Origin of the sequence: Fonticella tunisiensis, assembly GCF_004364155.1 — a bacterium.
Lineage (GTDB): Bacteria > Bacillota > Clostridia > Clostridiales > Caloramatoraceae > Fonticella > Fonticella tunisiensis.
Map to the genome: position 1 here is coordinate 53,117 of NZ_SOAZ01000004.1, position 15,268 is coordinate 68,384.

The window sequence follows — 15,268 nt, forward strand, 5'->3', positions numbered from 1 at the left end:
ATAATATACCTTTTGAAGGAGAGTGGTTCCATGGATGAACTAAAGGTTGGAGATATCGTTATTCGAAAATCCTATGGAGGCGATATATATTTTAAAATAGTTCAGATTGTTAAAAAGCAGGACGGAAGGAATTTTTATATATTAAAGGGTACAAACCTGAGGATAATGGCCGATGCTCCAGGGGAGGATCTTGAAAAGCCTTCACTTAACAGAATAAGCCTGAACGATGAAACATATAACAAAAAGGTAAACACCATTATGAAGAAAATACTTCTTGCAAGGAGAAACCAGACCACAAGATTCAGGGGTGGAGTAATACAAAGGACAGAAGATGGTATAACCTTTGGAAAGGCAGGAAAGGTGATGCATTTAGATGGCGATGAAGAATATCTAAATGTATGTCTTCGGGGATACAAGCAGCTCGGAGTTGAAGCAATCGGAAGACCAGTCCCCGAACTCCAGCAGCCAGAAGTAATAATGGACTTACTTAAAGAATACAGGCCTGACATACTGGTAATTACAGGGCATGACGGCATGCTTAAGGGAAGTGTAAACTTTAGAAGTCTGGACAGCTATAGAAATTCAAAATATTTTGTAAAAGCAGTGAAAATAGCAAGGGAATTTGAGCCATCCTATGACGATCTTGTAATATTTGCAGGAGCATGCCAATCCCATTTTGAGGCTCTTATCGATGCAGGTGCCAATTTTGCCAGTTCACCCCATAGAATTCTCATTCACGCCCTTGATCCCGTATTCATATGTGAAAAAATAGCCTTTGGGAGCATATCTAAATTTTTTACTCCTCAGGAGATACTTGAAAATACCATAACGGGAACAAGGGGGATTGGTGGCCTTCAAACAAGGGGAAAGTTCAGGGAGGGAACACCAAAATCTCCCTACGAATAGGAGTGATTTCATGGAAAAGGTGTTAGTAGAGGTTTTTTCAAAGGATGGGAGAATAGTTAAAGAGGATATAAACTTTGTTATAGCCTGTAAATTGGCTGAGATGGAATTTCATAAGCTCAATATTGAAGTTATAAAGGCAATAGTTGTGCTTTTAAGAAGCAGTTTGTATAAGAATATTAAAGGTTCAAAATATTATCTTCCTGGTGACAATTATATAGTTATACAGGAGGACATTTTTAATTCCCTGGAATATGAACAAAAAGAAATTATCAAAAGAGCTATGGATGAAACGGAGGGGATTGTCGCTATAAGCGGGGATAATCTGGTTGAATTTTATTATACCAAGTGTTGTGGAGGAGGCACGTCAAATTCAGAGGAGATACTGGGATATAGGGTTAACTATCTTAGAAGGGTGCTTTGCAGACACTGCAGCAATTCGTATAAAGAAAAAGTTATAAGCCTTCAGGAAATAAAGGATAAATTGAGTATAAAGGGCACAGAGTATAAAAACGATATTGACAATATTTTAAAAAACATTAAAAGGGATGAGACCGGAAGAATAATTGAAATTAACGTAATGGGAAGGATTCTTTCCGGGGAAGAATTTATTAATCTTTTCAACCTGGAAAGCACAAGGGTTTTTTTTGTGGAAGACAGCTTAAGGTTCAAGGTAATAGGTGAGGGGCTTGGACTTGGAATATGTATTGATGGAGCAAATAGCCTTGCATCCCAGGGTGTAGGATATAAGGATATAATTAAACATTATTATACGGGAATAGAGTTTAAAAATGTGTCAAATGAATATAATGATAAACCCCTTATTAACAGGAGAATAGTAATAGACCCTGGACATGGTGGGAAGGATTCAGGAAACGTAAAGGAGGGTGTTGTTGAAAAGGATGTTAATCTTTATATAGCATTAAGCCTTCAGAAACTCCTTGAAAAGACTGGCTTAACGGTTGTTTTGACAAGAACCTGTGATGAATACAAAACCCTTGGTGAAAGAGTGGAGCTTATAAACTCTACGAGGCCGGATTTTTTCATAAGCATACATCAAAACAGTTTTTTCCATTCCGGGGTAAACGGAGTTGAGTCTTACTGCTATGAAAAGGATAATGAGGCTATAAAATTGGGAGAGTTAATTTGCAGGAAGATCAGTGAAAGAATAGAAGTTAAAGACAGAGGTGTCAGGGTAGGAGACTATTATTTGCTTAGAGAATGCAAGGTAAGTGGAATAATATTGGAGTGCATGTATATGAGCGGCAACAGGGATATAATGAAATATACGGAGGAAAATTATAAGGCGATAGCTCAGGCCATTTTTGATGCAATATGCCTTTATTATGGTGTTATCCCTTAAGGATATCCTTAGGGGATATTTTATATTGATGTCGAAAACTGTATTTTGCATAAAATCAACTCTCAAATAAAGTTTTAATCAGTGAAAAAACAAAATTAAGCTCATATAAATATTTTCTACATCAACAGTTAGTGAAAGAATATATTGTTTTTATGTTGACATGATAATAAAATGCTGATAAAATATTATATTTTTATTGACGAAAATATTTTTTTGATGTAAAATATTAAATGTGGAAAGAGGGTGTTGTACATGAAGGGAAAGGAAATTTTAAGTGCTATCAAAAAAGATATAGATGAGCACGTAGGTGAAAAAGTTCTTCTTAAGGCTAACAGCGGAAGAAGAAAAGTTATGGTTAGAGAAGGCATCCTTGAAAAGACATACCCTAACATATTCGTTATAAGAGTTGAAGGAAATGACAGAACATCGAGAACGATTTCCTATAGCTATTCAGACATATTGACACAAACGGTACAGCTGGTATTTAAAAACAACAATGTAGCAATATGATAAACCTGATTTTAGGTTTATCTTTTTTTATGCAAAAAATACGAAAAACCGCCCTGGGCGGTTTTTCGTATGGGGTTATGGGTTTGGCAGCTTAACTTTAAAAGTTAAACTTAAGCTTAATCTTTTAAATAGGGGGATAAAAGATTAAGATCTTTATAGGGTATTGAGAATTTATGAGAGGTTATATGGTCATCAACAATTCTATATATTAAAGCATATGTCGTATTGTGTCAACTGGTTAGAAAAAAGAAGCAAAATTAAGTTAAGATAAAATATTCGAATAATTATACGTTTTTATCATATTAATCCTTCAAAAGGCATAATTTCATAGAAGGAACTATATATTATATTAGGTAATTTAGGGTGGGAGGGATATAATGTCTGTAGAACTTATAAGAGATATGATAAACTATGAAAAACTGATTGGAGAAGGCATAAGCCAAACAATGGTAAATGGCGATATAGTAATTCCTGAGAGGAATCCCGAGATTGCAAAGGTACTTAATATGGATACCAGGGTTTCCATATTAAGCAGCGAAGTAGTCGAGGACAGGATAATCATCGAGGGTAAGATGGACTTTGATATCCTCTATTCATCTTCAGATGACAATAGGGGCATATACAAGGTAAGCGCCACATCGAACTTCACGCATAACATACAGGTTCCAGGAGCTCTTCCCAGAATGTCCTGCAAAATAGCAACAAATATAGAACATAAGGATTACGAGCCAATAAATGCACCAACCAAAAAGATAAAGGTTAATGCAGTGGTAAACATAAAGGGCATGGTATATGAAAAGGAAGCTGCGGAGACAATAGTTGACATTAAGGGTGAGGACGTTCAGATATTGAAGGACAAAGTTCGGGTTGATGAATATGTTGGGGATAACAGCCAGCAGACAATAATAAAGGGAAAAATTGAAATACCAGAGGATATGGAGGAGGTTAAGGACATACTTAAATATAATGTCCATATTCATAAAAAGGATGTCTCCGTCTACGAAGGAAAGATTGTTGTTAATGCCTGTGCCCTAATGGAAGTTGTATACGACACCAGGAGTAATGATATAAAACATGGCGAGCAGGATGTCGCCTTCACACATGAGATAGAAATGCCGGAAGTAAAGCCGGGGATGAAATGTGATGAAAATTTTAGAATAGACGACGTTATATGCACTCCAGTAGAAAATGAAGCAGGGGAAAAGAGGGCAATAGAAATAGAGGCAGGAGTGAGTATAGGTGTAAAGGTATTTATGACAAGAGAGATGGAGAACATAATAGATGCGTATTCATCTCAGGCAAGGTATGAGATTGAGAAGGAAAACATCAAAGTTACAAGCCTCTTTGGAGAAAATTCAGACAGTCAGACGATAAAGGAAAGAATAGTGCTTCCAGAGGATCAGGAGCCTATAGATGTCGTAAAGTACATGGTTACAAATCCAATCATCACCGATGTAAAAATAGTTGAGGACAAGGTAATTGTTGAGGGAGTTGTAAACTGTTCCCTCATGTATACTGTAACCGATGATAGGGGTATGACAAGTTTCGAGGAGGAGCTGCCCTTTAAGTCAACGGTTGAAATTCCTGGGACGAGAATAGACATGATAAGTGAGGTTGATGTCAATATAGAACATGCATCCCATGATAAGGTGTCCCAGAAGGAAGTGGATATAAAGATAATCGTTGGCTGCTCGGCAAAGGTATTCTACAAAATAAACATGGATATAGTAAAATCAGTTGTAGAAGCTGAAATTCCTGATAATATAAAGAACATGCCAACAATAGTTATATATATGGTACAGCCAAACGATACCCTCTGGAAGATTGCAAAGAAGTACTGCACAACCGTAGAGGATATATTAAAGCTTAACGATCTGGAAAATCCGGATCACATTGAAGCGGGCATGAAGCTTTTAATTCCTAAAAAAATGTTCATTAAGTAAAAAATTCTCCCTCAATAAGGGAGATTTTTTTTGTATAAATACCTTTTTCATGGAAAAAATATAAAAGAACTATCATTTTTTAGGGTTGACGGTGATCATATGGAAGATTATTTTGGCAATTTAATAATAATCGGAGGTGCAGAGGATAAAGCAGATAAGTGCGAGATACTTAAGGAGGTGGTTAAAAAAACCTCTTCCAAGGGGGGGCCTCTTATCGTTTTAACTGCTGCAACCGAATATCCTGAGGAGGTTGGGGCTTTATACAAAAAAACCTTTAACAGGCTCCACTTGCATGACATTAAAATCATCGATATAAAGGATAGGCATGATGCAAATAAAGTTGAGTTCTGCAAGGAAATAGAAAGCAGTGGATGTGTATTTTTTACAGGAGGAGATCAGCTTAAAATAACAAGCCTTATAGGAGGAACAGGTCTTTATGAAAGCCTTAAACAGGCATACAGGAATGGAACTTTAATCGTTGGAACAAGTGCAGGTGCCTCCTGTGTTTGTTCCACCATGGTGGTTTCAGGAAAGGATGATGATTCACCGAGAAAAGTCGCTCTTAAAATGGCACCTGGCCTTGACATTATAAGGGGTGTACTTATAGACCAGCACTTTGCCCAGAGGGGAAGAATAGGGAGGCTTCTTGGAGGGGTTGCCCAGAATCCTGAAAGCCTGGGGATTGGAATAGATGAAAATACAGCTATAGTAGTTGAAGGCAGCAGCGTATTTCGGGTCATTGGTTCCGGAGCTGTTACGGTGATAGATGGAAGTCTTATAACCCATACCAACATATCCGAGCTTCTGCCGCAGGAAACTCTGGCCATAACGGATATAAAGATTCACATATTGCCAAGGGGTTATAAATATGACATGAGAAACAGGGTACCGATACCTAAGAGGGAAAACAAGGAGGATAAAAATGAAGATAGTTGACAAAAGAGTCTATACAGGAAGGAACATATACAGTTATAAACCCTGTATAAGGCTTACAGTTGATGTTGAAGAACTATACGAAACACCATCAAAGGATATAGGAGGGTTTAACGAGAGGCTTCTTAAAGCGCTTCCAGGGCTTGAAAAGCATCACTGTTCTCTAGGATATGAAGGTGGATTTGTAGACAGGCTTAAGGAAGGAACATATCTTCCTCATATATTTGAGCATATGATAATAGAAATGCAAAACAGCCTTGGCTTTAAGGATGTTAAATATGGAAAAGCAAGGTGCGTTGATAAAAATATATACTACATTGTTTATCAGTATGAGCTTGAAGAAGCTGGTCTTCTATGTGCCGAGTATGCACTTATATGTATAAACAGCTTTATAAAGGGCGAGGATTTCGATATGAAGGATGCCTTAGAGCATATAGAAAAGGAAATAGCAGGTATAAGGCTTGGTCCAAGTACCAGAGGGATATACGATGCAGCCAGGAACATGGGTATTCCAGTGATGAGGATAGGAAAAAACAGCATGCTTCAGCTTGGCTATGGAGCACGGCAGAGAAGAATAGAAGCAACTATTACCGATTCAACTTCATGCATTGCAGTTGACATGGCCTGTGATAAGCTTCTTACAAGGGATATATTAAAAACTGCATGTATCCCTGTTGCAGAAGGAGATTGTGCTGATAATGCCGACGATTTATTAAAAGTTTGCAGCAGGATAGGCTATCCCGTAGTTATAAAGCCTCTGGATGGAAATCAGGGAAGGGGCGTAACAGTTGGCATTAAGGATGATGCAACAGCCCTCTGGGCCTATGGAATAGCGTCAAAAATAAATGAGAAGGTAATCGTTGAAAAATATATCGAAGGAAAGGATTACAGGATACTTGTAGTTGATAAAAAGGTGGTTTCTGTATCCTTAAGAATGCCTCCGTGCGTCGTGGGCGACGGGGTACATAGCCTCTGGGAGCTTATAGAAATTGAAAACGAAAATCCCTTAAGGGGATATGACCATGAAAAACCTCTGACAAAGATTAAAATAGATGATATACTTGTAAATTATCTTAAGAGTAAAGGCTTAAGCCTTGAGTATGTACCGAGGAAGGGAGAAACCGTCACATTAAGGTTTAATGCAAACCTTTCAACGGGAGGGGTTGCAAAGGACTGTACCGATATAATCCATCCCGACAACATAGAATACGCCATAAGGGCAGCCGAGGCCTTAAATCTTGATATTGCAGGTGTGGATATGTGCACTATCGACATATCCCAGTCCATAAACGAAAACGGAGGAGTAATACTCGAGGTTAATGCATGTCCTGGGATAAGGATGCATATGTATCCTTCCTATGGAAAAAGCAGAAACGTTGCAGCGCATATTATAAATTATCTGTTTAAGGATAGGGAAGCAGTGAAGGAGAAGTTTAATTTTGAAGGCATATCTCCCTATTCAATTCCTGTTATATCCATAACGGGAACCAACGGAAAAACAACAACAACAAGAATGATAGGGCATGTATTTTCAATGATGGGCCTATGTGTTGGTATGACAACTACAAGCGGAATTTACATTGGAAACAAGTGCATTTTAAAGGGAGATACAACGGGTCCTGAAAGCGCAAAAACAGTTCTCATGGATAAAAGGGTTGAGGTTGCTGTGCTGGAGACGGCAAGGGGTGGTATTTTAAGAAGAGGACTTGCATATGACCTTGCAGATGTGGGAGTTATAACAAACATATCTGAGGATCATCTTGGAATCGATGGAATAAACACACTTGAAGATCTTGTATATGTTAAATCCCTTGTTGCTGAGTCCGTCAAGAAAAACGGATATGCAGTTTTAAATGCCGACGATGAAAGCGTAAACCTTTTAACTGAAAGGGTTAACAGCAATATAATTTACTTTTCTAAAAACCCTGATAATATAATTATTAAAAAACACATGATAGACGGTGGGAAGGCAGTATTTTTAAAGGATGGATTTATATGCCTGTTCGATGGCGATAAGGTTCAGCCGATTGTGGGTGTTCTAGAAATGCCGTCAACCTTTGAAGGAAAGCTTGAATACAACATAGAAAATGCCATGGCTGCAGCAAGCGCATGTATTGGTTTAGGGGTTGACATAGAAGCAATTGCCAAGGGGCTTAGGACATTCTGCCTTGATGAGTCACAAAATCCCGGGAGGTTTAACATATACAACCTTGATAATTTTAAAGTTATTGTGGACTACGGCCACAACATAGGAGGATATACTGCCGTTTTAAATGCATTGAAGAAGATGGAGGCAGGAAGGCTTGTAGGCGTTATAGGCGTTCCAGGGGATAGAATGGACGCACATATAATAGAGCTTGGCAGGATAGGCGGTGAAGGGTTTAATTACATCTACATTAAAGAGGACATGGATAAGAGAGGAAGGGCAGAGGGAGAAGTGGCGAAGCTTCTGGAAAAGGGGGTTATATCATCGGGAAAATCCAAAAAAGATTACAGAATAATTCTAAATGAGATGGAGGCCTTAAAAGATGCCATGGAAAATGCGCAGGACGGGGATTGTATAGTTGTTTTCTATGAGGATTATGAAGGAATAATCAAAACGATTGAGAGCTTCAAAAAGGGTAAGGTTAAGAAAGAGATTAAGCTTGAGATTGTATCGTAAATTGCAGCCAGGTGGGGAAATATTATAATCCCGTTGCCTGGTTTTTATTAATTACTATTTCTCTGGAAAATATACAATTTATTTGAAGTATCTGTTAATTTAATATATAATATATAACTACAACATTTTAATGAAAGGTGGGATATAGGTGGACAAGGTAATTATAAAATGTCCTGCAAAAATAAACCTATCCCTTGATGTAGTTGGAAAGAGGCAGGATGGATATCATCTGGTTAAGATGATAATGCAGAGCATCTCCCTTTTTGATGATGTAACTGTTGAAAAAAACGGGGGAGGAATAAGGCTGTACTGCAAAAATAAGGATGTTCCGGATAATGAGGATAATATAGCCTATAGGGCTGCGAAGCTCATTATTGATAGATTTAATATAGATGGTGGAGTTGATATTTTCATAGAAAAAAGGATTCCAGTTGCAGCAGGGTTAGCAGGTGGAAGCACCGATGCGGCAGGCGTTATAAAGGCCATGAACAGGATTTTTGACCTTGGAATGGATAGGGATGAAATGATGGAGCTTGGGCTAAAGCTTGGAGCTGATGTTCCCTTTTGCATAATGGGGGGAACAGCCCTTGCAGAGGGTATAGGAGAAGTGTTAACCCCCCTAAAGCCCTTCGAAGCATGGTGCGTTGTTGCAAAGCCCAACATCTCCGTATCTACAAAGGAGGTTTATAGAAGCCTCAGGCTCGATGAAATAACAAGGCATCCTGAAACGACGAGGATAATTGACTATATGGAAAGGGGCAATATAGAGGGTGTTGCAGAAAATATGGTTAATGTTCTTGAAACTGTAACCATAAAAAGGCATCCGGTGATTTTTGAAATAAAGAACATAATGATGGAATTTCATGCCCTTGGAAGCCTTATGAGCGGAAGCGGGCCAACGGTATTTGGGCTGTTTAAGGATAAGGGTAAAGCGGAGATATGCTATAACAGGTTAAGGGATTATCTCAAGGAAGTATATTTAGTAAGAACCTTCAATGGAGAGGTGTAACAAATATGAATGCAGTGATTCTTGCCGGGGACCGGGGAGAAAATGGGGTTCCCAAGGCCCTTATAAAAATAGCCTCCAGGTATATGGTGGAATATGTAATAGAGTCCCTTAGAAACTCAGGCTGCATCAACAGGGTTTACATAGTTGGCGATAAAATAATAAAGGAAAAAGTAGGCCATCTTGTGGACGGATGGGTAGATTCCGAGGGTGATATATTGAAAAATATAAAAAAGGGGATTCATGAACTCGGGGAATATAACAAGCCTTGTTTAATATGTACCTGCGACATCCCAATGGTAAAGGGCGAGGCTATAAGGGATTTTGCCCTAAGATGTGAAGCCCTTGATATTGATGTTGGTTATCCTATCATAGATAAGAAGCTTAACGATGAGAAATATCCTGAGGTAAAAAGAACCTATGTTAAGATGAGGGAAGGAACCTTTACTGGAGGGAATATCATATATATCAATCCACAGGTTGTTGATAAATTTACTAAAAAAATTGAGAAATTTGTGGAATACAGAAAAAAACCCTTTAAAATGGGAAGGGAGCTTGGGATAATCTTTCTCATAAAGCTTGTCCTTGGCATACTTTCAATTTCATCCGTTGAATTAAAGGTATGGAAGATGTTTGGAATTAGGGGAAGTGCTATAATAACAAGCTATCCCGAAATTGGAAACGATGTGGATAAGCCATCCGATATCGAATTTGTAAATAAATATTTAGGAGATTCGGCTTAAAAGGGGTCCCATATATCATAAGATATGGGATCCCTTTTTAATATTTCTAGCCAGCTGAATAAACGTGGCTTATTCTGTAAAAATTAAACTAAGAGAATATGGAGGTGTTCCTATGGTGTCTGTTTTAAGATTCATCTCAAAGACTTTTGATTTAAACGTTTTAATATTATTTCTTTTGTCAAGCATTATCCTGCTGGGGTTTGATGCTAGATATTATAAAAAGAATAATGCAGTCAGGGAATACAAATCGGCAAGGTTTTTTGGATACTTTTACATAGCAGCAGGGATTTTACTTTATGTTATTGCAAGGAATATAAGGCTTTAGGGGTGATATATATTGAAAATCCACAGAAGGAAGAGGGATAATGAAGTACTGCATGAACAGAAGTTTGAAAGCGCCACTACCATAAGTGAAATTATTGATGACAACATATCGAAGGTAAAGAATGCATTTATGGATTCAAACGATGTTGTCTTTAGGGAATTCAACATAGGAGGTCCGGAAGGCCACAGGATGTTTTTAAGCTATATAGATGGGATGGCCGATAAAATTCTATTAAACGACTTCGTATTAATGCCCCTTATGCTTAAAGCCAGGGAGGTTAAGCCGGACCTTGAGGATATAAGAAATAGTCTAATAGATGCGACTAAGAATTCAGCTATGGCCGTTACTGATTTCAAAGAAGTTGATCAGATAGAAGATGCCCTTCTTGCTATTATGGCCGGGGAAACTGCGCTTTTTATTGATGGATATAATAAAGCTATAATAATTGCCACAAGGCTGTGGCCTGCCAGAAATACCAGCGAGCCATCGGCGGAAACCGTTATAAGGGGGCCAAGGGACGGCTTTGTAGAGACGATAAGGTTTAACACTGCCCTTGTAAGGCGACGCATAAGGGACACCAGGTTTAAGGTTAAACAGATTCGTGTTGGAACAAGGTCAAAAACGGATATTGCCATAATGTATATCGATGATATAGTTGATAAAAGGGTACTTCAGAAGGTAGAAGAAAAGATCAAGTCAATAAACATTGATGCTGTTCTTGACAGCGGGTATGTTCAGCAGTTTATAGAGGAAAAGCAGTTTACGCCCTTTCCGCAGATACAAACCACAGAAAGGCCGGATGTGGTTGCAGGTGCAGTTTACGAAGGAAGGGTTGCAATAATTGTGGATAACTCTCCCTTTGCCCTTATTGTTCCAACTACTTTAAATGCCTTCTTTCAATCGGCTGAGGATTATTACTCACGTTCAAGCATTACAACCTTTGTGAGGTTTTTAAGGCTGATGGTAGGTACCCTTTCCCTGGTTGCCCCTTCCCTCTATATTGCCTTAACATCCTATCATCCGGGAATAATTCCAAATAAGCTTATACTTTCAATTGCTGCAACCAGGGAGGGCATACCCTTTCCTGCTTTTATAGAAGCTATAATAATGGAACTTACCCTGGAGTTTTTAAGGGAAGCGGGTGTCAGGCTTCCAAGGCCAATAGGATCTACAATAGGTATTGTTGGCGGTATTGTAATAGGCCAGGCGGCAGTTTCGGCAGGAATTGTAAGTCCAATTATGGTTGTGGTCGTTGCCATAACTGCAATATCTTCCTTTGCCATTCCAAATTATGAAGTTGCTACAAGCTTCAGGCTTATAAGATTCATTCTCATGATACTTGGTGCCATCTACGGTCTTTATGGAGTTGTACTTGGATGTATGGCTACCCTTATACATCTGGTAAACTTAAAAAGCTTTGGTACTCCATACTTAGCACCAATGGCTCCTTTTTCAATGGAGGATATGAAGGATACATTCATATTGAAATTGCCCTGGAAGTATCTAAAGAAAAGACCGATACATCTTGATCCTGAGGATGTGTTAAGACAGGGAGGTGGAGAAGATGACTCCAAATGATGACAAAATATCAAGCATACAGCTTGGGGTATTCATATATAATACGATTTTAGGCGTTGGAATACTTACCCTTCCGGCTTCCCTTGCAAAGGAAGTTGAAGCAGGAGCCTGGGTTCTGGCTATATTATCGGGGCTGGTTAATATTATATTTATTTACTTTATGTGCAAGGTTGGGGAAAAATACAGCGAATACGGTTTTGCAGGTGCATTAAGAAGACAATTTGGAAAGGTTTTTGGAACAATACTTGCAATACCAGTTCTTGTATATTTTGTGGTTTTCACAGCAATTGTTTTGAGAATTTTTGCAGAAACCATTAAATTGTATTTACTTAGTAACACCCCCCTTGAGTTTATTATATTTCCCTTAATAATACTTGCAATTGTCCTTGCAAGAACAGGGGTTGAGCCTTCAGCAAGGTTCTTTGAGTCGGTAACTCCTTTGATAATCCTCATACTTGTATTTCTAATGTTTGTTGCACTGCCTAAAAGTGATTTTACCAATCTAAGGCCTGTTTTTTCAGTATCCCCTGTTAAATATATTACGGGCTTGAAATCTGGAGCCTTTGCATATTCAGGATATGAGATACTGCTTATAATTTTTCCATTTTTAAGAAAGCCCGAAAAGGCCTTTAAGGTCTCTTCAATAGCTTTAATTATTATAACTTTGTTTTACACAATAATAGTTATGGAGACCCTTGCGAAGTTTGGCTCAAGGGAAACAGCCTCTTTAATATATCCAACCGTAAACCTTATTAAGGCCTCGGAGATTCCGGGAGGGTTTATAGAAAGACTTGAGGGATTGCTTATGGCCCTCTGGGTGATTTTTGTTTTTACAACAGTTGTATCTACTATGTACGGAGCATCTGTAATAGGAGGAGATATTTTAAATCAGAAAGAGAAAAAACATATCGTATCCATATTTCTGCCTCTTATATATATTTTATCTTTAACAGGAGAGAGCGTTGTAGAGCTTTTTAAAATGAGCGATACCTTAACTATCTACCTTGGAACCTACACAATAATAATAGTACCAATTATCATGTTTATAGCTTCCCTGCTTGACAGGAAGGGAGGGAAGAAAGGTGAAGCATAAAAGGGGATTAATTTGTATATTAATACTTACACTTCTTTTCACTTCTGGATGCTGGGATAAAATTGAACTTGAGCAAAGGGTATTTATAACTGCCATGTTGATCGATTTAAATGAAGAAGATAAGGAAAATAAACCAATAGGCAGCACTGGAGCCTTTAATGATGATATGCCAGAGAAGCTGAAAATTACATTTGGTATGGCAAATCCCAGCAAAATACAGGAAGGGGAAAATGCTTTTTTGATAAGAAGCGTAACAAGCGTAAACGCTACTAAGGCCGTTGAGAAGTTGGCCACGATGACATCCAGGGTGCCGTTTTATGGTCAATTGAGATTAGTAATTCTTACGGAAAGATTGGTAAGGAATAAGGAAACCTTTAAGGAAATACTCGATCATATAGAGAGAGATGCAGTAATAAATAGTCTGGCGAAGGTTGTAATCTTTACTGGAAATCCTGAGGAAGCTTTTGAAATAGATCCTAAGCTTGAAATTTTAAACTCAGTCTATGTGACCGGCATAATGGATAACTCTAAAATAACATCCGAAACGACAGATATGACCTTAACTGAACTCCTGTCATCAATAAGAAATAACGATGGGTTAGCAGCGGTTCCCCTTCTGGAAGTTAGGCCTCAGGATGGCAGAGGATTTGAAATAAACAGGCTTGCCCTTATTAAGGATTACAGCCTTTTAGATTATCTTGATACCAGATATGTAAGGACCTATAAGATAATGAACAGAAAGTTTAAAAACGGGAAAAAGGTTATCAACTATAAGGGTTTAGAGATACCGTTTGTTATTTATACAATGAATAGAGAGATATGGCTCGAAGAAGGAGGAGATAATCTCAAATACAGAGTAAAGGTTGAGGTTGAAGGGGATATCAAGGAATATTCATTTGAGGAAAACCTCTTTGAGACGAATACGCTAAAGGATATTCAGCAGAAAATTCAAGAGTCAATAAAAATGGAACTTCAGGAATCAACGAGATATTTTCAAAATGTTATAGGTGCCGATTACCTCGGGTTTGGCGATTATACAAACAAATACCATAACAGTGTTTATAAAAAATATAAAGAAAACTGGGATGAATCCTTTAAGAAAGCGGAAATAAGCTATGACGTAAAGGCAGATATCAGGAGAATAGGTCCCTCCAAGAAATAGGTTTTTGAAAATTTCAAAAACCTATTTCTTTTTATGTTTAAAAATTTTATTTATGGAAACACTTATAAATAATAAAAGAAATGGATTGCATATTCTATATTTCTATAAGTTGTTAAATACAATCGAGTTTGGGGGAATAGCCATGAAGAAGTTATTAGTCGTTTTGCTTATCTTAGCGTCAGTTTTAACCTACAACAGTTTCACAAACAAATCTGTTTCGGCAAGTGGAATTAAGGACAAACTTATAAGGTTTCATGTCATTGCAAACAGCGACCTCGACGGCGATCAGGAGGTAAAGCTTAAGGTTAGGGATGCTATTTTAAAGGCCATAGGCCCAAGGCTTGAGAAGTCATCCTCAAGGGATGAGTCGCTTGCTATATTAAACAGGAGCCTTCCAGAGATTGAAAGGATAGCAAACGATATTCTGATTAAAGAGGGAAAGCCCTATAGGGCTAAGGCGGTGCTTGGGGATTTTAACTTTCCTGTTAAAACCTATAATTCAATAACGCTTCCGGCGGGAGAGTATAAGGCACTGAGGGTTGTACTTGGCAAAGGTGATGGGAAAAATTGGTGGTGTGTTATGTTTCCACCCCTCTGTTTCATAGACATAACCAGGGGTTATACATCTGAAAAAACAGATGAGGAGCTCAAAAAAGTGTTAAAGGATGAGGAAGTAGAGAGTATAACTGCATTTAAACAGCAGACGGAGAAGAAAGAAGTTGTATCAAATAACTCAAAGGGCCAGTTGCAGAGCAGGGAGATTTCAAGCAAATCCTCTGAAGAAAAAGTTAAGCAGATAAGTGAAAATAAGGTTGAGTTCAGGTTTAAAACTGTGGACTTTCTCAAATCCACAATTGAAAAGATAAGGGATATGTTTTAAGTCATTGCCTAAAGATAATTAAAAGTTCCAGGGTGTAGGGTGTATAAGAAACTTATAGCTTGTCATACACCTCTAACTTGGGGCTTTTTTAATTTTAAAGAATAAAAATACTTTTTTTACAAAAAATATTTATAGAGTTTTACTTAAAACACGTTAAGGGGGTAATT

Annotated in this window: 13 protein-coding genes; all 13 read left to right on the forward strand. The window is 38.0% G+C overall.

The genetic code is table 11. The annotated features are described in order from the left end of the window. Window positions 1–30: 30 nt before the first annotated feature. Window positions 31–906: a sporulation peptidase YabG gene (yabG, locus tag EDD71_RS03400; protein ID WP_133627339.1), complete on the forward strand. Its 876-nt coding sequence runs from the start codon at window positions 31–33 to the stop codon at window positions 904–906. 10 nt (window positions 907–916) lie between these two features. Next, window positions 917–2,266 (forward strand): N-acetylmuramoyl-L-alanine amidase, encoded by a 1,350-nt coding sequence (locus EDD71_RS03405; protein WP_133627340.1) that lies wholly within the window; start codon window positions 917–919, stop codon window positions 2,264–2,266. A 252-nt stretch (window positions 2,267–2,518) separates the two neighbouring features. Continuing rightward, complete coding sequence (locus EDD71_RS03410) at window positions 2,519–2,776, forward strand: Veg family protein (RefSeq protein WP_133627341.1); 258 nt, start codon at window positions 2,519–2,521, stop codon at window positions 2,774–2,776. Window positions 2,777–3,153: 377 nt separating this feature from the next. Then, window positions 3,154–4,719 carry a DUF3794 and LysM peptidoglycan-binding domain-containing protein gene (locus EDD71_RS03415; protein WP_133627342.1) on the forward strand — a complete coding sequence of 522 codons (1,566 nt, stop codon included), beginning with the start codon at window positions 3,154–3,156 and terminating at the stop codon, window positions 4,717–4,719. A gap of 99 nt (window positions 4,720–4,818) precedes the next feature. Continuing rightward, on the forward strand, window positions 4,819–5,655 hold the full coding sequence (locus tag EDD71_RS03420; RefSeq protein WP_133627457.1) for a cyanophycinase: 837 nt from the start codon (window positions 4,819–4,821) through the stop codon (window positions 5,653–5,655). Beyond that, window positions 5,642–8,314 carry a cyanophycin synthetase gene (gene cphA, locus EDD71_RS03425; protein ID WP_133627343.1) on the forward strand — a complete coding sequence of 891 codons (2,673 nt, stop codon included), beginning with the start codon at window positions 5,642–5,644 and terminating at the stop codon, window positions 8,312–8,314. Before EDD71_RS03420 ends, cphA begins: the two co-directional genes overlap by 14 nt. A 148-nt stretch (window positions 8,315–8,462) precedes the next feature. Next, on the forward strand, window positions 8,463–9,323 hold the full coding sequence (gene ispE / locus EDD71_RS03430) for a 4-(cytidine 5'-diphospho)-2-C-methyl-D-erythritol kinase (protein ID WP_133627344.1): 861 nt from the start codon (window positions 8,463–8,465) through the stop codon (window positions 9,321–9,323). 5 nt (window positions 9,324–9,328) lie between these two features. After that, window positions 9,329–10,063: a nucleotidyltransferase family protein gene (locus EDD71_RS03435; RefSeq protein ID WP_133627345.1), complete on the forward strand. Its 735-nt coding sequence runs from the start codon at window positions 9,329–9,331 to the stop codon at window positions 10,061–10,063. Window positions 10,064–10,175: 112 nt separating this feature from the next. Next, window positions 10,176–10,388, forward strand: coding sequence for a CLC_0170 family protein (locus EDD71_RS03440; RefSeq protein ID WP_133627346.1), 213 nt, complete (start codon window positions 10,176–10,178; stop codon window positions 10,386–10,388). A gap of 48 nt (window positions 10,389–10,436) precedes the next feature. Further along, on the forward strand, window positions 10,437–11,966 hold the full coding sequence (locus EDD71_RS03445; protein ID WP_341472331.1) for a spore germination protein: 1,530 nt from the start codon (window positions 10,437–10,439) through the stop codon (window positions 11,964–11,966). Then, the gene (locus EDD71_RS03450) at window positions 11,953–13,059 is read left to right on the forward strand and encodes a GerAB/ArcD/ProY family transporter (protein WP_133627347.1); all 1,107 of its coding nucleotides are present in this window, start codon (window positions 11,953–11,955) and stop codon (window positions 13,057–13,059) included. The genes EDD71_RS03445 and EDD71_RS03450 overlap by 14 nt, the downstream gene beginning before the upstream one ends. After that, on the forward strand, window positions 13,049–14,221 hold the full coding sequence (locus EDD71_RS03455) for a Ger(x)C family spore germination protein (protein WP_166636323.1): 1,173 nt from the start codon (window positions 13,049–13,051) through the stop codon (window positions 14,219–14,221). Before EDD71_RS03450 ends, EDD71_RS03455 begins: the two co-directional genes overlap by 11 nt. 142 nt (window positions 14,222–14,363) lie before the next feature. After that, complete coding sequence (gene spoIIR, locus EDD71_RS03460; RefSeq protein ID WP_166636324.1) at window positions 14,364–15,101, forward strand: stage II sporulation protein R; 738 nt, start codon at window positions 14,364–14,366, stop codon at window positions 15,099–15,101. The last annotated feature ends 167 nt before the right edge of the window (window positions 15,102–15,268 follow it).

Coding starts and splice junctions, on each gene's coding strand:
- yabG (WP_133627339.1), top strand. CDS start 31: ATGGATGAACTAAAGGTTGGAGATATCGTTATTCGAAAATCCTATGGA.
- EDD71_RS03405 (WP_133627340.1), top strand. CDS start 917: ATGGAAAAGGTGTTAGTAGAGGTTTTTTCAAAGGATGGGAGAATAGTT.
- EDD71_RS03410 (WP_133627341.1), top strand. CDS start 2,519: ATGAAGGGAAAGGAAATTTTAAGTGCTATCAAAAAAGATATAGATGAG.
- EDD71_RS03415 (WP_133627342.1), top strand. CDS start 3,154: ATGTCTGTAGAACTTATAAGAGATATGATAAACTATGAAAAACTGATT.
- EDD71_RS03420 (WP_133627457.1), top strand. CDS start 4,819: ATGGAAGATTATTTTGGCAATTTAATAATAATCGGAGGTGCAGAGGAT.
- cphA (WP_133627343.1), top strand. CDS start 5,642: ATGAAGATAGTTGACAAAAGAGTCTATACAGGAAGGAACATATACAGT.
- EDD71_RS03435 (WP_133627345.1), top strand. CDS start 9,329: ATGAATGCAGTGATTCTTGCCGGGGACCGGGGAGAAAATGGGGTTCCC.
- EDD71_RS03440 (WP_133627346.1), top strand. CDS start 10,176: ATGGTGTCTGTTTTAAGATTCATCTCAAAGACTTTTGATTTAAACGTT.
- EDD71_RS03450 (WP_133627347.1), top strand. CDS start 11,953: ATGACTCCAAATGATGACAAAATATCAAGCATACAGCTTGGGGTATTC.
- spoIIR (WP_166636324.1), top strand. CDS start 14,364: ATGAAGAAGTTATTAGTCGTTTTGCTTATCTTAGCGTCAGTTTTAACC.